Origin of the sequence: Shewanella sp. HN-41, from assembly GCF_000217915.1 — a bacterium.
GTDB lineage: Bacteria > Pseudomonadota > Gammaproteobacteria > Enterobacterales > Shewanellaceae > Shewanella.
In genome coordinates, this window is sequence record NZ_AFOZ01000013.1 from 222,323 (window position 1) to 244,833 (window position 22,511).

19 protein-coding genes and 2 pseudogenes are annotated in these 22,511 nt (G+C 46.9%); 13 read left to right on the forward strand and 8 right to left on the reverse strand.

Translation table 11 applies throughout. The features are described from left to right. The first annotated feature begins 3 nt into the window (after positions 1-3). The 7 genes and pseudogenes from SOHN41_RS02560 to SOHN41_RS02590 all read left to right on the forward strand — a co-directional run bounded on the left by SOHN41_RS02560 (position 4) and on the right by SOHN41_RS02590 (position 7,762). Complete coding sequence (locus SOHN41_RS02560; protein WP_007645235.1) at positions 4-1,314, forward strand: ABC transporter permease; 1,311 nt, start codon at positions 4-6, stop codon at positions 1,312-1,314. Positions 1,315-1,324: 10 nt separating this feature from the next. Beyond that, positions 1,325-2,524, forward strand: coding sequence for an FtsX-like permease family protein (locus SOHN41_RS02565; protein ID WP_007645236.1), 1,200 nt, complete (start codon positions 1,325-1,327; stop codon positions 2,522-2,524). A 124-nt stretch (positions 2,525-2,648) separates the two neighbouring features. After that, positions 2,649-4,131 (forward strand): annotated as a pseudogene (locus tag SOHN41_RS02570) (sigma-54-dependent transcriptional regulator). A gap of 78 nt (positions 4,132-4,209) precedes the next feature. Further along, a complete protein-coding gene (locus SOHN41_RS02575; RefSeq protein WP_007645240.1) occupies positions 4,210-5,892 on the forward strand; it encodes a sensor histidine kinase in 1,683 nt (560 codons plus the stop codon). 247 nt (positions 5,893-6,139) lie between these two features. Continuing rightward, a complete protein-coding gene (locus tag SOHN41_RS02580) occupies positions 6,140-6,550 on the forward strand; it encodes a curli production assembly/transport protein CsgE (RefSeq protein WP_007645242.1) in 411 nt (136 codons plus the stop codon). A 10-nt stretch (positions 6,551-6,560) separates the two neighbouring features. Further along, entirely contained in the window at positions 6,561-6,956 is a 396-nt protein-coding gene (locus SOHN41_RS02585; protein ID WP_007645243.1) for a curli assembly protein CsgF, read from the forward strand. Beyond that, the gene (locus tag SOHN41_RS02590; RefSeq protein WP_007645244.1) at positions 6,956-7,762 is read left to right on the forward strand and encodes a CsgG/HfaB family protein; all 807 of its coding nucleotides are present in this window, start codon (positions 6,956-6,958) and stop codon (positions 7,760-7,762) included. Before SOHN41_RS02585 ends, SOHN41_RS02590 begins: the two co-directional genes overlap by 1 nt. 129 nt (positions 7,763-7,891) lie before the next feature. Here the strand turns inward: SOHN41_RS02590 and SOHN41_RS02595 are convergent, their stop codons facing one another. Both SOHN41_RS02595 and SOHN41_RS02600 read right to left on the reverse strand, forming a co-directional pair. Continuing rightward, entirely contained in the window at positions 7,892-8,518 is a 627-nt protein-coding gene (locus SOHN41_RS02595; RefSeq protein WP_007645245.1) for a TetR/AcrR family transcriptional regulator, read from the reverse strand. Positions 8,519-8,536: 18 nt separating this feature from the next. Beyond that, the gene (locus SOHN41_RS02600; RefSeq protein ID WP_007645247.1) at positions 8,537-9,961 is read right to left on the reverse strand and encodes a coniferyl aldehyde dehydrogenase; all 1,425 of its coding nucleotides are present in this window, start codon (positions 9,959-9,961) and stop codon (positions 8,537-8,539) included. 216 nt (positions 9,962-10,177) lie between these two features. On the opposite strand from SOHN41_RS02600, the gene SOHN41_RS02605 reads away from it, so the two are divergent. The 3 genes from SOHN41_RS02605 (at position 10,178) to SOHN41_RS02615 (ending at position 11,683) form a co-directional block, all read left to right on the forward strand. Beyond that, positions 10,178-10,561 carry an STAS/SEC14 domain-containing protein gene (locus SOHN41_RS02605; protein ID WP_007645249.1) on the forward strand — a complete coding sequence of 128 codons (384 nt, stop codon included), beginning with the start codon at positions 10,178-10,180 and terminating at the stop codon, positions 10,559-10,561. A gap of 62 nt (positions 10,562-10,623) precedes the next feature. Continuing rightward, positions 10,624-11,055: a universal stress protein gene (locus SOHN41_RS02610; protein WP_007645251.1), complete on the forward strand. Its 432-nt coding sequence runs from the start codon at positions 10,624-10,626 to the stop codon at positions 11,053-11,055. Positions 11,056-11,245: 190 nt separating this feature from the next. After that, positions 11,246-11,683 (forward strand): universal stress protein, encoded by a 438-nt coding sequence (locus SOHN41_RS02615; protein WP_007645253.1) that lies wholly within the window; start codon positions 11,246-11,248, stop codon positions 11,681-11,683. A 16-nt stretch (positions 11,684-11,699) separates the two neighbouring features. Here SOHN41_RS02615 and SOHN41_RS02620 read toward each other — a convergent pair whose 3' ends face one another. Both SOHN41_RS02620 and SOHN41_RS02625 read right to left on the reverse strand, forming a co-directional pair. Beyond that, on the reverse strand, positions 11,700-12,551 hold the full coding sequence (locus tag SOHN41_RS02620) for a substrate-binding periplasmic protein (protein WP_007645255.1): 852 nt from the start codon (positions 12,549-12,551) through the stop codon (positions 11,700-11,702). A gap of 130 nt (positions 12,552-12,681) precedes the next feature. After that, positions 12,682-13,233 (reverse strand): DUF924 family protein, encoded by a 552-nt coding sequence (locus SOHN41_RS02625; RefSeq protein WP_007645256.1) that lies wholly within the window; start codon positions 13,231-13,233, stop codon positions 12,682-12,684. Between the two features lie 322 nt (positions 13,234-13,555). On the opposite strand from SOHN41_RS02625, the gene SOHN41_RS02630 reads away from it, so the two are divergent. Further along, positions 13,556-13,879, forward strand: a complete 324-nt coding sequence (locus SOHN41_RS02630; protein WP_007645264.1) for a winged helix-turn-helix domain-containing protein — start codon at positions 13,556-13,558, stop codon at positions 13,877-13,879. 332 nt (positions 13,880-14,211) lie between these two features. On the opposite strand, the gene SOHN41_RS02635 is transcribed toward SOHN41_RS02630, so the two are convergent. Further along, positions 14,212-14,574 carry a DUF2956 domain-containing protein gene (locus SOHN41_RS02635; RefSeq protein ID WP_007645267.1) on the reverse strand — a complete coding sequence of 121 codons (363 nt, stop codon included), beginning with the start codon at positions 14,572-14,574 and terminating at the stop codon, positions 14,212-14,214. Between the two features lie 335 nt (positions 14,575-14,909). Between SOHN41_RS02635 and SOHN41_RS20015 the strand changes: the two genes are divergently transcribed. Beyond that, on the forward strand, positions 14,910-15,125 hold the full coding sequence (locus SOHN41_RS20015; RefSeq protein ID WP_139058314.1) for a hypothetical protein: 216 nt from the start codon (positions 14,910-14,912) through the stop codon (positions 15,123-15,125). Between the two features lie 203 nt (positions 15,126-15,328). Next, the gene (locus SOHN41_RS02640; protein WP_420705319.1) at positions 15,329-17,173 is read left to right on the forward strand and encodes an ABC transporter transmembrane domain-containing protein; all 1,845 of its coding nucleotides are present in this window, start codon (positions 15,329-15,331) and stop codon (positions 17,171-17,173) included. 70 nt (positions 17,174-17,243) lie between these two features. Here SOHN41_RS02640 and SOHN41_RS02645 read toward each other — a convergent pair whose 3' ends face one another. From SOHN41_RS02645 to SOHN41_RS02655, 3 genes and pseudogenes are all read right to left on the reverse strand, one after another. Beyond that, positions 17,244-18,839, reverse strand: coding sequence for an AMP-binding protein (locus tag SOHN41_RS02645; RefSeq protein WP_007645270.1), 1,596 nt, complete (start codon positions 18,837-18,839; stop codon positions 17,244-17,246). 543 nt (positions 18,840-19,382) lie between these two features. Continuing rightward, a pseudogene (ccoG, locus tag SOHN41_RS02650) lies at positions 19,383-20,827 on the reverse strand (cytochrome c oxidase accessory protein CcoG). A gap of 170 nt (positions 20,828-20,997) precedes the next feature. Beyond that, the gene (locus SOHN41_RS02655) at positions 20,998-22,461 is read right to left on the reverse strand and encodes a sigma-54 interaction domain-containing protein (RefSeq protein ID WP_007645276.1); all 1,464 of its coding nucleotides are present in this window, start codon (positions 22,459-22,461) and stop codon (positions 20,998-21,000) included. Between the last annotated feature and the right edge of the window lie 50 nt (positions 22,462-22,511).

The window sequence follows — 22,511 nt, forward strand, 5'->3', positions numbered from 1 at the left end:
ATTATGTTCTTTTATTATATTGACTTAGCTTGGCGCAGCATTAAGAAAACCCCTATGCTGTCGCTGTTAATGGTGTTGGCGATTTCGATTGGTATTGGTATCACGATCACCACGTTAAACGTGTACAAGATGATGTCGTTTAACCCAGCGGGTGAGCGTTCTGACGAGCTGAATGCGGTGCAGCTTTGGAGTCAAGGTCTCGATTCTTGGGACGAGTTTCACTCATTAGTGACTTATCAAGACGCGATGAATTTACGCAACAATACCTTACCCAAACGCCAAGCCGTGATGTTTCGTTCTGGGATGGCAGTACAAACAGACGATGTCAATTTTGTGCCTATTTTACAAGCTATAAGGGTGACGGATAGCGACTTTTTCAAGATGTTTGACGTGCCATTTTTATACGGCAACGTGTGGGATAAATCCGTCGACACTGAGCCTGCTTATCAAGTGGTGATTAGCGATAAACTCAATCAAAAATTGTTTGAGGGGCAAAACAGTGTTGGCAAAGTTATTTATCTTAATCGCAAGCCTTATCAAGTGGTTGGAGTGATTAAAGCCTGGAATCCTGAACCTAAATACTACGATCCCACTAACGGTGCTTTTAACGAGTCGGAACAAATTTTTGTGCCGTTTTCGCTAACGCCTATCGAAGAGTTTGATGTATGGGGTAATACCTCGGGTTGGAAGTTTGAGCCGACGAATAGTTATAGCGATCGTCTTAACTCTGAAAAAGTGTGGTTGCTGTATTGGGTTGAGCTGCCAAATAAAGACGCTGTAGCCAGTTACCGTACTTGGCTGAGCAATTATGTCGCCGAACAAAAAGCCCTAGGCCGTTTTACGGATAATAAGTCTGCTGCTGACTCAGTCAAAGTCTCCGATGTGGCGACTTGGCTTGAATACAATCATGTGGTGCCCGAAGACAATAAAATCTTGGTTGGCTTGAGTGTGCTGTTTTTAAGTGTTTGTTTAGTCAATATATTAGGTTTGATGCTCACCAAGTTCCTCAAGCGAGCGCCCGAAGTGGGGGTACGCCGCGCAATCGGCGCTAGCCGTGCACAAATCTTCGCTCAATATATGGTGGAGGTGGGCATGATTGGCTTACTAGGGGGCCTGCTGGGACTGGTTTGGGCCTATGCCTCACTTTACGGCTTATCGGCTCAGTTTGAGGTCGCTAAGGGCTTAACCCACTTATCGGCGAGTATGTGGATTATCACCCCAAGTATTGCGGTTGGCACAGCGTTATTAGCTGGCTTATATCCAGCATGGGTCGTGTGCCGCACTAAACCTAGCGTTTATCTAAAAAGCCAGTAAGGGACTCATTATGTTGCATATTAAACCTATTATCAGCAGTTTATTGCGCAGTAAAAGCGGCCCAATCTTACTGCTTATTCAGATTATCTTGTCTGTGGCGATTGTGGCTAACGCGAGCTTTATTATTCAGGAGCGTTTAGCCCTGATGCAGCGTGATTCGGGGATTAAAGAGTCAGAAGTCTTGACCTTTAGCTTATACAACTTCGATCCATTGATTGATAAAACCGCGCAAAACAAAATCGATCAGCAAATTTTACGGGGTTTGCCCAATGTAATTGATGCGACCTCAACCAATATGCTGCCGTTAAGCGGTGGTGGCTGGTCGAGTACCTTAAATTTGGGGCCCGATCCGGATAGTGCTAAATCGACACCACAGTTTGCCATGTATTTAGGGACAGACCATACCATTGAAACCTTAGGTCTTAAGTTGATTGAGGGGCGTAACTTCTATCCCCATGAACTTAAGGATAATCTCGATAGTCCGAGTCGATTAGCGATCATCTCCAGCACGTTAGCTAAAGCCGTTTGGCCTGATGAATCCGCACTTGGCAAAGTGTTGTACGAGGGCAAGGATGCGCAGATCACTGTGATTGGTGTCGTCGATAAATTGCAAGGTGCGTGGATTGATAGTGCAGATCTTGAAAACAGTATGATTCAAAATGTGGATTATGGCGGCAGTTCGTATATGGTGCGCGCTCAACCTGGGCACCACGGCGAGCTGAAAACGGTGATAACGGCGGCGCTACTGGCTGAGAATCCTAATCGAGTGCTGGACCGATTTAAATCAATTGAGACCTTGAAAGATGGTTCATACCGTGACCATAAATTGATGATCACAGTGTTAACTATGATGGTAGTGTTATTACTGCTTATCACCTCACTCGGCTTAACAGGCATGGTTATGTTTAATATCCAACGTCGCACTAAGCAGATAGGCACCCGCCGAGCACTTGGCGCCAAGAAGCGCGATATTATTAGCTACTTCCTGGTGGAGAATTATCTGATTTGTCTAGCTGGAGGCGTGTTGGGCGGCTTACTAGCGATACAGTTGGGGCAACAGTTAATGAAAATCTATAGCTTGCCTATGTTGGACTTAAGCTATCCATTATTTACTGTGGCAGGTTTGTTTATTGTCACCACGCTGGCGGTTTACTTACCGGCACGTAAGGCGGCAAATATTTCACCAGCAACGGCAACCCGCAGCGTATAGCGACACATTAGATGTCACTTAAACTAGGATAAAAGTACGATAAAAGTGCGATAACAATAGGATGTTATTGCACTTTTTGTTACTTTACGGTTAACAGATTTTACTTAGGACAGAACTCATTCTTATGGATACCATCCTTATCGTCGACGACAATCATGCCATCTGCCAGGCCCTCGCTTTGATGCTAGAGCTTAATGATTATCGGGTGCTGACTTGCCACAGCCCAGAGGATGCCCTTGGATTATTGGCGACTCAAGATGTGGATTTAGTGATCCAAGATATGAACTTTACCCGGGATACCACTTCGGGTGAGGAAGGTCGGCAACTGTTTTACGCCCTGCGTGAACGCCAAGGGGATCTGCCTATTATTTTGATGACAGCCTGGACCCAGCTCGAAACGGCAGTTGAATTAGTGAAAGCGGGCGCCGCCGATTATATGGGCAAACCTTGGGATGATGCTAAGCTGCTCAATAGTATCACTAATCTGATTGCGCTATATAAACTCTCCCGTGCAAATCATCGTTTGGAGCGGGTTAATCATCAACGCCAAGTGGCAATTGCCGATGCGGACCTCTGCGGGATTGTCTTTGGCAGTGGCGCGATGCAGCGTTGTATTGATTTAGCCCTGCAATTGGCGCGCTCCGATGTGTCTGTGTTGATCACTGGCCCCAATGGCGCGGGCAAAGATAAACTTGCTGATATTCTTCACGCAAATTCTCCCTTAAAAAAACAAACCCTTTATCAAGGTCAATGTGGGGGCCTTGCCGATGGATTTATTAGAGGCCGAACTGTTTGGTGCCGAGGCGGGGGCTTTTACGGGCGCGACTAAGGCGCGTATTGGCCGCTTCGAAGCGGCCGACGGCGGCACATTGTTTTTAGATGAAATCGGTAATTTACCTTTATCTGGTCAAGTGAAATTATTGCGGGTGTTACAAACCGGCGAGTTTGAGCGTTTAGGTAGCCATAAAACTCAAAAAGTGAAAGTACGGGTGATCAGTGCGACCAATGCGGATCTGGCCCAAGATATCGCCGAAGGGCGTTTTCGCGAAGATTTATTCTACCGCTTAAATGTGATTGAGTTGGCATTGCCGCCGCTGAATCAACGCATCGATGATATCTTGCCCTTAGTGCAACATTTTGTGGGGGTTAAGTTTAGTTTGAGTAAACCTGCACAACAGGCGTTATTGCAGCACCGCTGGCCGGGGAATGTGCGCGAGCTTGAGAATGCCTGTAAGCGAGCGGTATTGTTGGCACAAAGCCATGTGTTGACGGAAGCTGACTTTGGCTTGACACCTGTTATGAGTGCCGCAAGATCCGCCTCTTCCCCTATTTCGACGACATCTGTTTCGCGCCCCTCTGAAAAGGAACTGTCTGTTCCTCTGCACGTTTATGTGCCAACTTCTATTCCCGTAAATACCGCATTTTCTGATGACGCTGCCCGTGCCCAAGCGCTATCCACCCATGAGGCGATAGAGGTGAGCCGAGAAGATATCGAAGCGGCGCTAAAACAGCATCATGGCGTGATTGCGAGAGTTGCAAAAGCGCTTGGACTCAGTCGTCAGGCGCTGTATCGACGTATGGATAAGTTTGGTTTAGATAAGTCATAGGTTAAGCGCAGGTGCTAGGTCCCAGCTTCTAGGCAACAGATACTAGGCTAGAGAAAGGCTATCGATTAAGGAATGTGAGTGTTAATTCGAACTAAACTTATCATTTATTCAATGGGTTGCTGCGCACTTGGCGTCTTGCTTAGCTTTGCTTTGGTGAAATATATCTCACCCGAGTCATCGGTTGCCTCTACGCCTCGCGCGATTGAAATCCCTGATGTGAATGTGCAGCTCGACTTTGCAGAGTTGGAAAAGACCGCTGCTTCCATCGAGCTTGCCCTTAAAAATACCGAACAACTGCAGTTGGCGGCAGCGATGCAAGCGCGCCAGAGGGCCGAACAGATTAAAGCTGAACTGCAAAAGCTTGAACAACTTAAACAAGAGCAGTTGCAGATAAAACTCTTCAAGTTAGAACAGCTTAAAGAAGGGCAGTTTAATTCTATCCCTCATATTGTTGAGCCTTTACGTGTTGAACCGCTATCCATTTTACCGCCTAAAGCTCCCTCTGCGGTGCCCGCCGAGATCGCAAAGGACGAGCGTATCCCGAGTTTGACCTTAGGTGAAGGTTTGATTGTGTTACTGCTCGCCTGTGGTATTTGTGGTCTTGGTATCGCTTGGTTAACGCGGCATATTGGTCGCAGTTTGGACTCACTCGAAATAGGTCTGCTGAACTTTAGCGATAATGATTTTAGCGTGAGTATTCCAGAGCATGGTGACGGTCAGCTCAAAACCTTAGCCCAGTTATTTAATCATTCTGCGGCAAAATTGCGCCAGGAAAGGCAATACATTTACCAGCGGGAGTTATTGCTAGATAAGGTTATCCAAAGTTCACCCAATGTGATGCTATTACTCAACGATCACCAAAAGTTGATTTACGCTAACGATGCGGCCCGTCATCTATTTCATATCAAAGGGAAAATGGAGGGGTTAAGTTTAGATGAATTGCTGGTGAATTTACCCGAGGAATTTGCCTTAGCGCTTAAGCATGAAAAGAGTGGCCTCTTTGCGATGGGGGAGGATGAAGTTGATACTTGGTATCTGAGTCGTGGTGAGTTTTTACTGAATAACCAACAGCATCACTTAATCCTACTTAAGCAGATGACCCGAGAACTCAATCGCCAAGAGGTGGCCGTGTGGAAGAAAGTGATCCGCATTATTAGCCATGAACTTAATAACTCGGTGGCGCCCATCGCTTCTATGGTGAACTCGGGACGACTGCTCACCAAAGAGATGGACAATCCTAAGCTCAAGTTGATTTTCGATACGATTGAGAATCGCACCAACCACTTAAGTCAGTTTATTTTCAACTACGCGCGCTTCGCTAAGCTGCCATTACCCCAACGCAGCTATGTGAATTGGGCGCAGTTTACTAGCCAATTAACCCAGCATTATCCCTTCAAACTCACCCATGCCTTACCCGATGAGGATGGCTATTTCGACCGAGGACAGTTGGAGCAAGTGCTGTTAAATCTGCTGAAAAACGCCCATGAATCGGGGTCAAAGCCCGAAGACGTCAGCCTGTCTATCCGGCATCAAACCTTAGTGGATGGTGTAGGTTTTAGCATTAAGATTGAGGATCGTGGTGCGGGTATGTCCGGAGAAGTGTTAGAGCAGGCACTATTGCCATTTTACTCGACAAAACAATCGGGTACTGGATTAGGCCTCCCCCTGTGCCGGGAGATTATCGAGGCCCACGATGGCAGTATTAGCATGCATAATCGCAGTGATGGTGGTCTTGCTGTACAGTTATGGCTGCCACAATAACGCTAGTATCTATTATCCGTTCGTTAAGGCGAAACAGCTTAACTAACGCCCTCTTAGCGCATTACCCAAATGGGCTATTTTGGCCTTTTTACCTTAGCTCTTCGGGCTAATTTACCCCTAGGCATAATGACGAAGGATCTTTAACCCTGTTAACCTGCGCTATCGAAAATATGTGCAGGGATTGAACCGTTTCTCCTATGCCCTTATTTTCAAAACCAGAATGACTCGAGGTTAAAGGGAGGGGCAAGTGAGATCCTTAAAACAGTGTTTACTGATCTGTATTTTATGCCCATTCCTGCTGTTGGCCTCTCCAGACTCTTTTGCCGATAACGACATTGAAATTAGTGGCTTAGTGATAGATAGAACCTTGACTCGACTCGGTAAGGACTTTGGTTTTTACTACTCAAGTTACTGGCGAGATCTGCCTTTTACCCAGGGCTTTAACGTGACCCTGTATGAGACAGTGTTTCCACAGGCCGGGACGGTATTAACGTTGGAAGTGAACGGGACTCGGATCTACAGCACCCATTTTGGCCGCCGTGCAAACCCAATAAAAGAGAGTGCAGAGCAGGCGATTTTGATCACGATTGATTATTTAGCGCAAGTGCGAGCCAATGCAATAACAGGTGACTTTTCAGGAACATCGGACGACTTTTAGGATAATAATAATGACTTACAGGACGTTACTTACCCTTATCACACTCTGTGTGCTAGGCAGTGGCCAAGCCACTGAACTGATTTACACCCCAGTGAATCCCAGCTTTGGCGGTAATCCATTGAATGGTGCCTTCCTACTGAATAAAGCCCAATCGCAGAATGATAATCAAGCCAGTTCGACCGAGAAGGACTTTGTCACTCGTTTTAAAGAATCCCTAGAACGTAACATTATCAACTCGATCACCCGAGGGGTTGCCGATGGTGAAATTACCGATGGGGTCTATGATACTGGCGATTTTCGTATCGAAGTCGCCTCGACGGGCAATGGCGTAATGCTGACGATCACCAATCTAGAAACTGGGGAAGTCACAGTGATAGAAATGCCGACGTTTGGGGGGGGCAACTAATGGCCCGTTTAATCATTTTGGGTCTATTGCTGTTAAGCATGTCGGCCTGTAGTTTGATCCCTAAACCCGATTTAAATATCACGCCTGCCGAGGTTAATCCGGTGAGCGAGGTCATGCGTGGATTGCAAACCCAGCCTGGCCCCAAATTCCCTATTCCTGTAGCCGTGTATTCCTTTCGCGATCAAACTGGCCAATATAAGCCACAGGCGAATGTGAGTTCATTTTCGACCGCAGTGACTCAGGGCGCAACCTCTATGTTGATGCAGACATTGCTCGATTCGAAATGGTTTACACCAGTCGAGCGTGAAGGGCTACAGAATCTACTCACAGAGCGCAAGATAAGCAACAAGCAGAATGGAGGGAAGGCAGATGAAGTGCCAGTCTTATCCACCGCTAGATTATTGCTTGAAGGTGGGATTATCAGTTATGAGACCAACACCAGTACGGGCGGTAGCGGTGTCGAATACTACGGCATTGGCGCTTCGGAAATGTACCGTGAGGATCTGGTTACTATCTACCTGCGGGCCGTCGATGTGCACACGGGGAAAGTGATGATGTCGGTCTCGACCAGCAAACGTGTTTTATCCCAGGAAATGCGTGCTGGCCTATTCCGTTACACTAGTTTAAATCGCCTCGCCGAGGCAGAAGTGGGATTCACGACAAATGAACCAGTTCAGTTTTGTGTGTTGCAAGCCATTGAACTGGCTGTCGCTGAGCTGATTGATAAGGGCATTAAGCAAGGCTACTGGAGCCCAACCCAAATGGCGCAGCCGGCAGAAAAAGCGCAGGAGTTAGGTCAGAGCTAGTGAGTGCAAGAGCTAACTCGGTTTTAGCGTTAACATTAATGATGAGCATCAATAGCATAGAAGAAAACTGAGCCAGTTAACTGGCTCGTTTTTTTATGGGACAATTTCGGTTGCGGGACAATGGCGATGTCAATCCGCTGCCATTGCCTTCCAAAACAGTTCAAAACTGGCATTACGGTACACAGGGTTGGTGCCTAGGTGCGGGTTATCGATAAAGAATCGGGTTGCCGCCAGATATTGGCCATGGCAATTTTCAAGCATCAGTTCCACCGGATAGTGGGCGATTAATCCCATCATTTGTCCTTGCTTAATAAGCTCGGCGATAAAGCCTAGGATACTGTTCATCGCTTGATCGCGCACCTTAACGGCTATCATGGGCGACATTGAATATTGTTGAAAAAACAGCTGCTTGATAGGGTTGTCCAGCGACCAATCAATTGCACTTTGCCATAGCTGTAGGGCATTGAGTTTTAGATCGCTGCCCTTATGGGTGTTTAACAGCAAGGCATCGGCAAATTCTTGTTTTATGGTAAGAAACAAAGATTCCATCAAGGCTTCCTTGGAAGGAAAGTGATGGAATAGGGTCCCCGTTGCTACGCCTGCTTGCTTAGCAATCGAGGCGGTGGACGTACCATGAAATCCTTGGCTGACAAAGAGCGTCAAGGCGGTATCGAGTATCGCCTGTCGCTTGTCCGTTATGGGTTTATTTATTTTTAATGGGGTATCCGGCATTGGCTTTCCTATATCGGCTGGCATTTATCATTCCTGTGTGGATTAACGCAGGAACATTTTCATCAGCATACGTTGGATAAAAGTACCATAGGGTGGATGCACAAATTTGCCCGTGTTGAAGCGGCCACGGCTGAGCACAGTTTTAGCGTGGCTAAAGGTTAAGAAACCTTCCTTACCGTGATAATGTCCCATGCCCGATGGACCAATGCCGCCAAAGGGCGCGTCATCCGCCGCCACATGAAAAACGGTTTCGTTAATGCAAACACCACCCGAGTGGGTCTGCTTAAGAATTTGTTGCTGGCTTGGCTCATCAAAACTCATCACATAGAGTGCTAAGGGCCTTGCCCTTTGGTTGATGTATTCAATTGCCTCATCTAGCGAGTCGTAACCAATAATGGGCAATAATGGACCAAAGATTTCCTCCTGCATCAATAGCATATCTTCGCTGGTATGGGTGATTAACTGGGTAGCGAGCTTGCGATTAGCGCTGTCTATGGTTTCATCCGTCGCCGAAATAACACGGGCCCCTTTGGCTTTCGCATCTTCGAGCACTGCCATAAGCCGGTCAAACTGACGCGCATTAATAATGCTGCCGTAGTCCTTGTTGTGATTGATTGCACCGTACATGGCATTAAATTTAGCTTTGTAGGCGGCGATAAAGTCATCCACCTTGGCTTTAGGGCACAGAACATAATCGGGTGCAACGCAGATTTGCCCAGCATTGAGGCACTTACCATAAATCATTCGCTCTACGGCTACTTCAAGCGGCATATCGGGGGCGATAATGACGGGGGATTTACCACCGAGTTCGAGTGTCACTGGGGTCAGATTATTGGCCGCTGCCCGCATCACATGGCGGCCGACTGTGGTGGAGCCGGTAAAGAGCAAATGATCGAAGGGCAGGGCTGAAAATTGCGCGGCCACATCGGCTTCCCCTTCGACCACTGCCACATGGGATGTTTCAAACACCTCGGCCAGTAATTGCGTTATCACCTTATTGGTTGCCGGGGTAAATTCTGACAATTTAAGCATGGCACGGTTGCCCGCGGCGATGGCGGTGACGAGCGGGCCAATTGACAGCATCACGGGAAAGTTCCACGGCACGATAATGCCGACAACCCCCAGAGGCTGATAATGCACTGTCACCCTCGCTGGGGCAAGCAAGAGCCCCGCATGGCGCGCACTAGGTTTTAGCCATTTTTTGAGGTTTTTCAAACTGTAATTGATGTTGTTGATCACCGGCATAATATCAGAGATCAGGCTGTCATCTTGGGATCTATGACCGTAGTCTTGGCTCAATGCCGTCACTAAAGGGACTTGATACTTTAATACCGCGGCTTTAAGTCGAGTTAGTTGCCCATGGCGGGTGCCATAATCGGGATTGGGGTTGGCGAGGTAACTTAGACGTTGGTGCTGGAGTAACGCTGTGAGTGGTGAAGCATTAGCGGGAGTGCTGGCCATATTCATTGTGGTTGCTCCAGATATGAATGGGTGTAATGGATAAATACTATGCGCAATTTTAGTGTGTACTGGATCAATGGATAAACCGACTGATTAGTCGGTTTATCTTAGCTGGCTTAGTGAGGTAGTGCAAGCTATCTGGTGCATTTATGAACAAGATCACAACTTAGCAGGGGCTTAGCGTCTACACTCGTAAAATAATTTGTTAGACAAGGAGTATCTATGACATTGTTAAAACACGGAATTTCTATCGGTATCGAACGATATGGCGATGATGATTTTTTTGTTGCCTTTAAGGCCGTCGGAAAGTTAACCCATCAAGATTACGAGATGATGGTGCCAGTGCTAGAGTCCGCACTGGAAGGTGTGAAAGATCCTGATATTTATGCCCTAGTGGATGTGACTGAACTCGATGGTTGGGAATTACAGGCCGCTTGGGATGATCTAAAATTAGGGGTGAAGCACGCTCGTCATTTTGAAAGAATTGCCATAGTCGGTAAGACGACCCTGCAGGAAGTCATGGCGAAATTGGCAAATTGGTTTACGCCCGCCGAGGTGAAGTTTTTTGTGGATAAAGGTGATGCAGTTGCTTGGTTAAAAGACTAGCGAGAGCCCCTTAACAGAAAACAACTCGGCATTCCATTAGTGCCATAGAAGGAGTCAAGATTATGCGTACAGGTCAAATACTCTGGCCCACAGATTTCTCTGAAACTGCGGCCCATGCTCTGCGATATGCTATTGAAATGGCAAACCTATATCACGTAGGGCTAAAAATTTTACACGTGGTTGAACAGCCTATGGGGGATGAAAATTTTATGATTCTATCTATCACCCCAGAAGAACTTGCTAAGAGTATGGAAGAGGCTGCTGCGACTAAGATGCAGGCTTTACTCGCGGGACTGAAAACGGAACTGCCAATTACAACTTTGATCCGCAGGGGCGATCCCGTCGAGCAAATTTTGGAGGAGGCGAAGGGAAAAGATGTCGGCATGGTGGTGATCGCGAGCCATGGTCGTACTGGGATCTCTCACTTTTTACATACTAATGTTGCCGAAGCGGTAGCGAACAGCGCGGCTTGCCCAGTGCTCGTTGTTAAATAACAATGAGTTTATAGCCGGATGCAAAGGGCGCTATTGCGCCCTTTGTTTTTGATTAATAAGGAATAATTGGTTAAAATGTCCTAGTGGAAAATATAGCTTACTACTATAAAAGAGTGCTATTTTGATACTGAATAGATAGGTTTTACCCCTGAGATAAGCCAACTTAAAAACTCAAACGATGGATATGATTATGCGTACTCAAGAAGTGTTATGCCCTACGGATTTTTCTGCAACCGCTGCCCATGCTCTTAAATATGCAGTTGAAATGGCTAATTTTTATCAAGTTAATATCCGATTGTTGCATGTGACTAGCCCATCTAGAAGCGCTCATTTTTACGGTGTTGCCGTGGATACTCCAGCAACATTAGAAAAGGCATTGGCAACTTTTGTTGAGGCTAAAATGCAGACATTACAACAGGACATGCAACGGGATTTAGCAGCGGGTTTAAGCATAAAAACCGTTATTCGCCATGGTGATGCGAGCGAGGAAATTTTGGCAGAATCCGCCGATGTGGGCATGGTCGTGATTGCCAGTCATGGCTGTAGTGGTTTAGCCGATTTTCTAAAGCCCCATGTGAGCCAAGACATAGTCAAACTGGCTAAATGTCCGGTACTGGTTATTAAATAGAGTGATTTCTTCGCCCTTAGAGTGGGTCGTTTTTAAGGATGGCAGGATCCAGTATAGTGCTCGTCGCCTCGCTCTCTAGGGATAGGAGGCGTTGATATTTTTCCTGTAGCGCTGCTAACGTACCATCTCCCGTTATTTGTTTGAGACCCACATTAAAATCATCCCGAATATGGGCATCTAAAAAGGCGAAGCGGTATTCGGTAGGTGGGAATATTTTATTGCATATAGCGACTTGCTTTATTTCTTTTTCGGTCAGCTTTCCTTCAAGGTAGGCCTGTTTTAGATAGTACTTGAAAATATTTTTATCCATCACAACCACATCGGCCCTATGTTTCATCAACATATATACCTGTTGTATTTGCCGCGCCTGCTCTTGATAGCTGCTATTGGCCTTAGCCATGCGGGTAAATTCCTCCCCGAGCAGAAATGAGGCACGCTGGAAGGCAACCACTTTTAGATGGTGTAAGTCATCTATGTTATTAATCTTAAAATTTTTATTTTCAAGGGTGATGGCACAGTTTTGGTAGGTGATGGCGACATCCGAGTAAAATACCTTATCGATCATGCCCTCTTTGATATTGATAATGCCATCGAGTTTCCCCTCCTTTAACTCATGGAAAGTACGGGCAAAAGGAAGATATTGAATGGAGGCGTTATGTCCCTTGACTGCAAGTGCTTGATGGAGCAGTTCGAGTTCGAGTCCGCTGTTTGTCTCTTGGATCACATAGGGGGGAATTGAGAGACTCACTCCAATTTTAAGCTCGGTCGCTTGGCTAATTTGATAATTGAATAGGGCGAATAACCCTATCCATCTGCAACAGTTAGGGGAAATATTTGAGTAATTGGAGATAATTTTATTATGTAACATAAATGACTAAAACCTCCACGGGACTCAGAAGTTGCTGTATTCGAGACTCGCTACACCATTCCATGGCTCACTTAGATAAGTGTAGTGTGTCTAGGTATCTCTCAACTTAATTTATTCAAATATTCGGCTATTAAAAGGATGAACCAGGTTCAGTTAAAAAGGCAATCTCATCGGTAGTCGACTCTCTGCCTAAAATGTTATTTCTGTGGGGGTAACGGCCAAATCTATCGATAATGGCCTTATGGCGAAGTTCAAATTCGAGGTTAGCCAGTGCCGCTTCGCGATTAAAAAGTTTTACCGCCACTTGGTGAATGATAGCCGACTCACTGTGCATATAAGGCATAAAGAGAAAGGGAACTTGTTTGGGTTTTAGGGCCAAATCTACCTGCTGAGCGACGGCTTCTTGAGCTAGCACTAAGGCGATGGCATCGGCTTCGAAGGCGGCGGGGGTATCGCGGTAAATATTACGTGAGAATTGATCTAGCACGATAATCTCGGCTAATCGCCCCTGTGGGGTGATACGCCAATGCGCGAGTTCGGCCCGTTTGGCTTGTTGCAGGATCCCTTCGAAACGCGCTTTGATTTGTGCATCAAAGTCAATGTCTTTTATCCACCAATATTTGGGAGGGATTTCCTCAAACCAAAAGCTAAGCACTTGATCTGCGGTGATTGTCTGGTTCATGTTGGCATTCTTTCTTCGGTGGATACTTGCCCTATGAATAACAGCGATAGGGGGACGAATACAAGCTTTTGCTGAAATACCCAGTCTCATCGCTGTTCAGAATTATCTACAGCTTTATTGGATGAGCAGGGTTTCGCTAAGCAGGCTCTCTGCGTCAAGGGTGAGCATCACAAACTGATAAACTGTATGGATTCGCTGTATGTATGAACTGTATGTATTACTGTGGGGAAAAGGACAACAATTTAACGCTGGCTATTGCCTTATTGACTGAATATCAAGTAGTTTTAATGCTAGTTCCCTTTGTTTTTTAATGAGCCATCCTATGCCACTTCCTCAGCCAGTTTCACAACAGGTTTCAAAGCAACATAAGGCGTTTTTGCGTAAGCTCTATTTAGCGCATTTAATGGATGATGACCGCCATAATCTATTATCACTCAATAAGTTAACTGGTATGCCACGGCGTACGCTACAGGATGCCATTGCGGCGTTTGAGGATATAGGCATCAGTGTCGAATTCGTGCAGGAAGGTAGCCGTAATAATGCGGGCTACTATCGAGTTGTGACTTGGGGGCCGATCAGCAGTGCTTGGGTTGACACCCATATGGCGGATATTGCTGATCTTATTGGGATAACCACCGATAACTAGCCGTTTTACATCATTCGTTATTAAACCGATACCACAATTAACCTAGATCAATATGCTACCCGTGTTTTGAGCATTTTTTATGCTGTAACCTAAATAGCAGTTTCGAATTGTAGCTCACTTTGTAGAGCGAGCAAGGTATCGTTAAGCAGGCCCTCTGCGCCATGGTGAGCATCGCATAGCGATACGCTGCGAACGAGAGCTATGGTGAGCGAACTGGTTTTTGTGTATGGGGTGCAGTTGGCGCGGTGGAGCCCCCAGGGAAGAGTTAATGGCGTGCCAGCGTGCGATACCCAGCGATGTAGCATAATCGGGAACAGTTATTTAGGTTTGGCTTAGCCGCCCGTGGCGGGGGTTGCCATCCAGTAATATGCTGCAAATCCAATCCAACTTAAGAGTAAGAGTGCGATGGCAACCCAAGTGGCGCTGGTAAACTGGCCTTGGGACTCAAGATGCTCGGTAAAAGTATCTGAATCTTCACCCTCAACGGTTGGGCGTGATTTTGTTTTCAACTGTTGTTTACGGAACTTATCCCGTTCGCGGGCTTTGGCTTTTTGAAGTTTCTTGTATTCGGCTATGCCTTTTTCAATCCCTTGGGCGATGAATTTAGTTTGCTCTTTAGTTTGCCCCGGTCTTTGGGTGGCCTTGGCTGCGGCTAGGGCCTCTTGCTGAGTTTCGGTTGAGATATTGGGTTTCATCTGTTTTCTACTTGGGCTGTAAGGGTTAAAAGTCTATACGTGCCGATTATACCTGTATTCTGGTTTAAAAACTTAAGGCCAATATCTTCATTTTACTCAAAAATCAGCGGATGCCTCCTGCGAAGCTGCATCCTAAATTTAGTGTATAGTCTTAACCGATAAGGCTTCACTAAGCTTACCTTCACTCACTATTTGCCCTTGTTTTAATCGCGGGGGCTGAGTGCTAGAACGGGCGGTTTAATGAAGATCCTGTAGCACTAAGACTGCGGTATAAGCCTGTTTATGGGTTAAACGCTGGGTCAATTCCAGCCCCCTGTACTGCAGGGCAAGACCTAATGCCGAGGTCGACTCATCCTGTACAATATGGGAAGAAGAGCGATTGGTACAATGCCTTAAGTGGAGTGGGTTTTATTGCACCATTTGCCTTGGCTGCCGATGGTTGTTACAGCTTAACTGGCGCCGAATTGCGCGATGTGAATTGGCAGCATGACGGCCACCATGCACACCCGAAACCCCAGAGAATGTGCATGTCGCTTAAATTGCTCACTTAAGTTTCTCACTTAAGCGAGCTAAATAAACCGCACTCGCTGCGGGTTTATTTTATCCTTCTTCAGTAACATAAGCCCGAGCCCTTGAATTTAACTGCAGCAGGTCGCATGTTAGCCATAAAGCGGCATGGTTAGCGGCTTTAAGATTACCCCTAAAGGATGTCACCGTGGCCGAGCCAACAGTAAAATCACCGGAACCGATCAAAATGCAGCCATCACAGGCGGATAAGTCATCGTTGACTATTTTGTCTGAGGGCGCCTTAAAGCCAACACTCACCATTTCGGTACGGCAAAGAGCCGTGCTACCTTGGATTGCAGGCTTTCTTAAACCCTACAAATGGAAAGTCGCCGCGGCCGTTCTGTTCCTATTGATTGGCTCACTCGCTTGGTTGTCCTTAGGGCAAGGTGTGCGTTTGATGGTCGATGAGGGCTTTGTGCGGGACAACGCGCAGCGGCTGAATGAAATTATCCTCCTCGTGCTCGCAATTACCGCCGTTAGCGGTACGGCCGTGTTCTGTCGCTTCTATTTGATGACTTGGCTGGGGGAGCGAGTCAGCGCCGATATTCGTCTAACTGTTTACAATCAACTGCTTAAACTCTCACCCGCCTTTTACGCTAAGGTGCGTACCGGTGAAGTGATCTCCCGTTTTACCGCCGACTCTACTTTGCTACAAACTGTGGTGGGCTCGAGTTTATCCATGGCGCTGCGTTCGGGGGTGACAGTGGTAGGGGGCCTAGTGATGATGGGCATTACGAGCGTTAAGATGACATTGCTCGTGTTATTAGCTGTGCCTTTAGTACTTGGGCCAGTGATCTTTTTCGGTCGCAAAGTACGCGTTTTAGCACGAGAAAGCCAAGACAGGGTTGCGGATCTGGGGGCCTATGTCGATGAAACACTCCATGAAATCCATACAGTACAAGCCTATGGCCATGAAGATAAAGATCGTAGCTTATTCAAAACCCGCGTCGAAGATGTGATGTCCGCGGCAAGTGGCCGGATCCGTTATCGTGCTTTGCTGATTTCGTCCGTGATGTTTTTAAGTATCGCCGCGATTGCGATGGTGACTTGGGTCGGTGCCCACGATGTGATGGTGGGTAAGATGACGGGCGGTGAGCTATCGGCCTTTATGTTTTACGCTGTGATGGTCGCGGGCGCCGTAGCGACCATTAGTGAAGTGATAGGCGAGATCCAGCGGGCCTCGGGCGCCGCGGAGCGCTTAATCGAACTGGCTGAAACCCCAGTGGATATTCCCGTTGCGACTCATCCAGTGACTTTACCCGCCAAGGTGAGTGGTGAGTTAGTCATCGAGGGGCTTAATTTTGCCTATCCAGAGCAGGATGCCTTAGTGCTAAAACAGCTCAATATGGCCATTGCCGCGGGGGAGCGGGTCGCCTTAGTCGGTCCAAGTGGCGCGGGTAAGAGCACCCTGTTCCAGCTGTTGCAGCGCTTTTATGTGCCTAGCGCTGGCAGCATTCGATTAGAAGGAATCGATATTGCGAACTTAACCCCACAGGACCTGCGGGCGCAATTTGCCTTAGTGCCGCAGGATTCTGTGATCTTTGCGACCAGTGTACTTGAAAATGTGCGCTATGGCCGAGTCGGTGCAACCGAGCAGGAGGTGATAGACGCCTGTATTGCGGCCCGCGCCCACGAGTTTATTAGCGAATTTACTGAGGGTTATCAAACCTATTTAGGTGAGCGTGGTGTGCGACTTTCTGGCGGACAAAAACAGCGGATTGCCATAGCGCGGGCGATTTTAGCCGACAGACCCATATTGTTACTCGACGAGGCGACCAGCGCCTTAGATGCCCTGAGCGAGCAAAAAGTGAAACAAGCGCTGGATGTATTGATGGCGGGTAAAACGACCTTGATTATTGCCCATCGCCTATCGACGGTAATCAATGCCGATAGGATTTTTGTCTTCGATAAGGGTGAGATTGTTGCCTGCGGCCGTCACCAAGAGTTGATGCAATCCAATGCCTTATACCGTGAGTTTGCCAATTTACAGCTACTGACCGAAGAGGCCTCAGGCAACGTCTTGAATGATTGAGCTTAAAGGAAACCCAGTAAGCTCGAAGTTTTGAGTTAACTCAAATGAGCCGCTTACTGGGCGCGTGTCATTAGTTTTTAAGTTCGCGGCGTAGAATTTTACCGACAGTGCTCTTAGGTAATTGCACCATAAACTCGATCATTTTAGGTATCTTGTAGCCCGTTAATTGCTCGCGGCAATAGGCTAAAATGGCCTCCTTAGCCTGCTGCTGATCCTGGTTATTATCCTTGAGCACGATAAAGGCTTTGACCGCTTCGCCCGAATGATCATCTTTGACTCCCACCACGGCGCATTCGATCACATTTGGGTGGCTAGCAAGGACATTTTCCACTTCGTTGGGATAGACGTTAAAACCTGAGACGATAATCATATCCTTTTTGCGATCAACAATTTGATGGAAACCTTCAGCGGTTGCTACGGCAATATCCCCGGTTTTAAAGAAGCCGTCTTCGGTCATTACATTGGCGGTTTCCTGTGGATTATTCCAGTATCCTAGCATCACCTGAGGGCCGCGGGCGGCGAGTTCACCGGCTTCTCCGGGAGCGACTTCATTGCCGTTTTCATCTAAGAGTTTAACTTCAGTGCTAATCACGGGTTTACCAATAGTCCCAAGCTTCTGATAACCTGGGGCATTGAGTGAGATCACCGGCGAGGTCTCAGATAATCCATAACCTTCACTGATCATATTGCCTGTGGTTTGTTGCCAAATATTGGCCGCCGCGGCCGTGAGTGCTGTGCCGCCCGATATAGTGATTTTTAAGTGGCTAAAGTCCAGCGCCTTAAACTCGGGTTGATGGCATAGGGCGACAAAGAGGGTATTGAGCCCCGCAAACCCAGTGAAGGGATATTGGGCAAGCGTTTTAATTAAGCCACCAATATCCCGTGGATTTGGAATTAACACCGAGCAACCGCCGCACTCGAAATACAGCACTAAATTCACCATAAAAGCGTAAATATGGTAAATCGGCAGCGGTGCTACGAAGATATCCTCACCCTCGGTAATCACACTGCCAATGCGGGATTTCACCTGCGCCGCATTGGCAAGCATATTGCCGTGGGTCAACATGGCACCCTTGGATAATCCCGTTGTTCCCCCCGTGTATTGCAGGGCCGAGAGGTCATCGAGTTTAGGGCTTAAGCGGGTGAAGGGGAGTTCAGCACCTTGTTTTAAGATCTGACAAAACTCCACATTCTTAAGGCCAGTTTTAGGTTGCACATGGGGATCGATCAAATCCAGCGGGTGAGTTGAGATAACGAGCTCGATATTGGTGCTGTCGACGACCTTAGCTAAGGTCGGCAATAGGTCGGATAATATGACTAAGGCTTTAGCGCCGGAATCATTGAACTGATGAATAAGCTCACGTTCAGTATAGAGGGGGTTAGTGTTAACGAGGATAAGGCCCGCCCTGAGTGCGCCATAGGCCGCGATAACAAATTGGGTAATATTGGGCAATTGAATGGCAATGCGATCGCCGGGTTTTAGGTCGGTTTTGTTCTGTAAATAGGCGGCAAAGTAACGCGAATCGCGTTCTATCTCATTAAAACTGCTGGTTTTACCAAGGCAGGCATAGGCGGGTTTATCGCCATAACGCAGGCTGGTTTTCTCGATCAAATCGACGAGTGATGAGTAGTTGAGTTTGAGTTGGGAGTCTTGATCGTATGCCATGCTGAACTACCTCAAAGATGATGTTTATTAATTGTTATTGTTCTAGAGTTAAACAGGTGTTTAGATTAGAGGCTGCTAGCACTGGAGGTCAATGCTTATCGTGAAAAAAGATCGCTATGCCAATAAGGTATCTTTATGTAACAAATAGTATTTTTACTCTAAAGTTTAGAGCTTAACTATAGCTTAAGTTTGAGCTTTTTGATGCGTTGGGAGTGAGAAAGTGCAGTGACTCTACTGTGATTTTAGTACCGAGGCTAGGTTAATGCTGAGTTAATTTGGCGCGCAAGAGATATCGAAGGCAGAGTGGGATAGCCAATATCCCTTGGTATTGGATGGGTAAAATGGTGTGTGCTTTGCCTCCCCAGGAGTATTATTAGTAGCCTATGTTCTTTGTATCTGTGCAGATCCTATTTTAAATCAATAGAGTATATGAGTTTATAACTTGAATCGGCGCTTAGGTTTATTCCTTAAGCGCCGAACTAGTCGTTAATGTGGATGGCTACTCATATTGGCAGCTCTAGTATGACTGTCTAAAGGTTAGCGCTAGGGGCTAAAGAATCCGGTTTCTTGGCTAACCTGTTGCTTTGGTTCTTGAATATCCGTTACTGAAAATTGGATTATTTTACGCCCAGAGGGAATGGCTGCCTTATCTGCTAATACCGTCACTGGGTACTCCGACTGCTCGCCCGCGGCCAAGGTGATAACAGGTTCGGCAATGAGGCTAAAGGGCATTTCACTCAGCACAGCGATTTGATATTGCTTGGTTTGCTGCGTCTTGTTGCGAATTTTCAGTTGATAGGTGTTTTCGACTTTATTATCCACAGTTTCGCGGTAGAGACTCTGGCGATCGCGAATAACGTTAAGCTGAATTTCACTGCGGCTATTTAAGTCTAATCCTATGACAACCAGCATTATGATAACGGCTGCACCATAACCGATAAAACGCGGTGAGCGCCAATAGGAATGGGATACTCCCTTTAGCTCGTTCTCGCTGATATAACCAATCAGATTTTGTTGGTAATCGAATTTCAACATGGTTTCATTGCAGGCATCGACACAGGCACCGCAGTTGATGCACTCGTATTGCAAACCATTACGAATATCTATGCCTGTTGGGCAAACCTCGACACATAAATTACAGTCCACACAATCGCCTAGCCCATGCTCACTGGGGGGGATCTCTTGCTTACGTTTACGGGGACCTCGGGATTCACCACGCTGCGCATCATAGGTCACGGTTTTAGTATTAGCATCAAACATCACTGCTTGAAAGCGAGCATAGGGACAGCAGTGTAAGCACATTTGCTCACGCATCCAACCCGCATTGAGGTAAGTGCAAATAGCGAAAAACCAGACCCAAGCCGTGACCCAGAAACTGGCATTGCCGGTGAATATCTCCAAGTAGAGTTCGCGGGCAGGAATAAAATAACCAATAAAACCACAGCCCGTGAGCAGAGCGGCGAGCCCCCAGAGTAGGTGTTTTGCACTGCGTTTGCCGATTTTACTGCCAGACCATGGCGCTTTGTCGAGTTGTTTTCTCTTATTGCCGTTGCCTTCGATACGGGCCTCGATCCACACAAAAATAAAGGTCCATGCGGTTTGCGGGCAAAGGTATCCGCACCAGACTCGACCCCAGAATACTGTGATAAAGAATAGACCGAAGGCGGCGGCAATAAAGACCCACGCTAGCAGTGTAAAGTCCTGTGGCCAGAGCGTGATCCCAAAAAAGAAAACTGCTGTTTGTCTACATCTAAGAGTATCGCTTGGCGGCCGTCGATGGAGATAAATGGCAACACAAAAAACAGCACTATTAATAGACTGTTCATCATAGTTCTAAGGCGTTGAAAGTAGCCTTTTTGTTCACGAAAATGAATGCGACTAGAGCGGTTCGCTGTTGTATTGGGCTGGGTTGAGATGTCCCTTATCGGAATATAGTGCTTAGCTGAAGAGGGGGTGTCCGCATTCGGGGTTATTTCACTCTTTGGCATATTGAGGTCCTAACGGCTTAAATAAGATTTAACCCCTATAGCAAGCGGCAGGCCAAGAATAAAGTTAACTTAATGTATTGATATTTAAATATAAAATCTTAGTGGTCATATTTAATTGTCACGATATATCGCTAAGTGGCGATATATCGTGAATTTAGGCCGAGTGTGAGTTAGTTGCTATGCAATAGGCGTTGGATCCCCAGTTTTTTCATTCGAGATCTTAAGGTGCTGGGCGGCACGCCTAGTACATTGGCGGCGCCAGCAGGACCAGATATTCGCCAGTTTAACCGCTTAAGTGTTTGTTCTATATGGAGAGCTTCTGCTTCTGCCAGGGTTTGTTGCTGAAGGGGGGAATGGTTTACTGTGACATTACCCGTGGGCATAGTATGAATATGCAGTATCTCCCCTTGGGAGAGAATGGCCTCACGCTCGAGAATATTCTGCAGTTCGCGCACATTGCCCGGCCAAGTATAGGCCATCAATTGTTGTAATCCCTTTTGGCTGACGCCGAGAATTTTTTTACCGAGTTTTCTATTAAGGTTATGCAGTATATGGCCGACGAGTTCGGGGATATCATCGAGCCTAGAGCGCAGCGGCGGTACTTGAATTGGGAATACATTCAAGCGGTAGTAGAGATCCATTCGAAATAACCCTTGCTCGACTCGCTTGAGCAGATCATGGTGGCTGGCGGCGACTAAACGAATATCCACTTGGATGGTGTCGATGCCCCCGAGGCGTTCGAAGGATTGTTCTTGGATGACCCTTAGCAATTTCGATTGGGCTTCTAAGCTTAATTCGGCCACTTCATCGAGGAACAAGGTGCCTTGGTGAGCAAGTTCAAATCGACCTTTACGGCGACTAGTGGCCCCAGTAAATGCGCCTTTCTCGTGGCCAAAGAGCTCGCTTTCCAGTAATGAGGCTGAAAATGCGGCGCAGTTGACACTGATCATCGGTTTATCTTTGCGGCGACTGAGTTGATGTAAATTTCTGGCAACTAACTCTTTTCCTGTGCCATTTTCACCGCAAATAAGCACTGTGCTATCGGTATTAGCGACCATATGCAATTGCTGGATCATATGGCGAATGGCGGCACTATTACCTGAAATATCCACATCGCCAGTCTTATCGGCTAGTTCGGCCTGCAGATAATGATTTTCCGAGGCGAGTCGTTCAGATAGGGCTTGTACTTGGGCTAAAGCTTGACGTAGCGAGTGTTCGGTTTGTTTTTGAATGCTAATGTCACGAAATATCGCGACTACGCCAATGAGTTCATTGTCACGGTAAACCGGGGTTGAACTGTAGTGTACGGGAAAACTGCTGCCATCTTTACGCCAAAACACATCGTGGGTAATTTCACGGGTGATGCCATCCTTCAAGGTGTTGTAAATCGGACAATCCTCTTGGGGATAATGGCTGCCATCGGCATGGCTATGGTGGTGGCAGTTGTGAATATTTTTACCCAGTAACTCCTCATTTTTCCAGCCTGTCATGCGTTCGGCTGCCGGATTGATAAAGACAGCATTTCCATTCAAATCAAAACCATAAATACCTTCACCTACGGCATTGAGCAGTAATTGGTTCTCTGGCAGAAAATGTTTATCCAGTGGTTGTTTGGGCTCGGATGATAGCGTCATGGATTGGGAACCAAAGTAGCAGGTTAGTACACGAGTATACGCTGATAATG

What these genes read in the sequence shown, in the direction of transcription:
- SOHN41_RS02585 (WP_007645243.1), top strand. Translation starts at nt 6,561, where the DNA reads ATGACTTACAGGACGTTACTTACCCTTATCACACTCTGTGTGCTAGGC.
- SOHN41_RS02600 (WP_007645247.1), bottom strand. Translation starts at nt 9,961, where the DNA reads ATGAATATGGCCAGCACTCCCGCTAATGCTTCACCACTCACAGCGTTA.
- SOHN41_RS02565 (WP_007645236.1), top strand. Translation starts at nt 1,325, where the DNA reads ATGTTGCATATTAAACCTATTATCAGCAGTTTATTGCGCAGTAAAAGC.
- SOHN41_RS02635 (WP_007645267.1), bottom strand. Translation starts at nt 14,574, where the DNA reads ATGAAACCCAATATCTCAACCGAAACTCAGCAAGAGGCCCTAGCCGCA.
- SOHN41_RS02630 (WP_007645264.1), top strand. Translation starts at nt 13,556, where the DNA reads ATGCCACTTCCTCAGCCAGTTTCACAACAGGTTTCAAAGCAACATAAG.
- SOHN41_RS02595 (WP_007645245.1), bottom strand. Translation starts at nt 8,518, where the DNA reads ATGCCAGCCGATATAGGAAAGCCAATGCCGGATACCCCATTAAAAATA.
- SOHN41_RS02610 (WP_007645251.1), top strand. Translation starts at nt 10,624, where the DNA reads ATGCGTACAGGTCAAATACTCTGGCCCACAGATTTCTCTGAAACTGCG.
- SOHN41_RS02640 (WP_420705319.1), top strand. Translation starts at nt 15,329, where the DNA reads ATGCAGCCATCACAGGCGGATAAGTCATCGTTGACTATTTTGTCTGAG.
- SOHN41_RS02605 (WP_007645249.1), top strand. Translation starts at nt 10,178, where the DNA reads ATGACATTGTTAAAACACGGAATTTCTATCGGTATCGAACGATATGGC.
- SOHN41_RS02590 (WP_007645244.1), top strand. Translation starts at nt 6,956, where the DNA reads ATGGCCCGTTTAATCATTTTGGGTCTATTGCTGTTAAGCATGTCGGCC.
- SOHN41_RS20015 (WP_139058314.1), top strand. Translation starts at nt 14,910, where the DNA reads ATGCCGAGGTCGACTCATCCTGTACAATATGGGAAGAAGAGCGATTGG.
- SOHN41_RS02560 (WP_007645235.1), top strand. Translation starts at nt 4, where the DNA reads ATGTTCTTTTATTATATTGACTTAGCTTGGCGCAGCATTAAGAAAACC.
- SOHN41_RS02615 (WP_007645253.1), top strand. Translation starts at nt 11,246, where the DNA reads ATGCGTACTCAAGAAGTGTTATGCCCTACGGATTTTTCTGCAACCGCT.
- SOHN41_RS02655 (WP_007645276.1), bottom strand. Translation starts at nt 22,461, where the DNA reads ATGACGCTATCATCCGAGCCCAAACAACCACTGGATAAACATTTTCTG.
- SOHN41_RS02620 (WP_007645255.1), bottom strand. Translation starts at nt 12,551, where the DNA reads ATGTTACATAATAAAATTATCTCCAATTACTCAAATATTTCCCCTAAC.
- SOHN41_RS02625 (WP_007645256.1), bottom strand. Translation starts at nt 13,233, where the DNA reads ATGAACCAGACAATCACCGCAGATCAAGTGCTTAGCTTTTGGTTTGAG.
- SOHN41_RS02645 (WP_007645270.1), bottom strand. Translation starts at nt 18,839, where the DNA reads ATGGCATACGATCAAGACTCCCAACTCAAACTCAACTACTCATCACTC.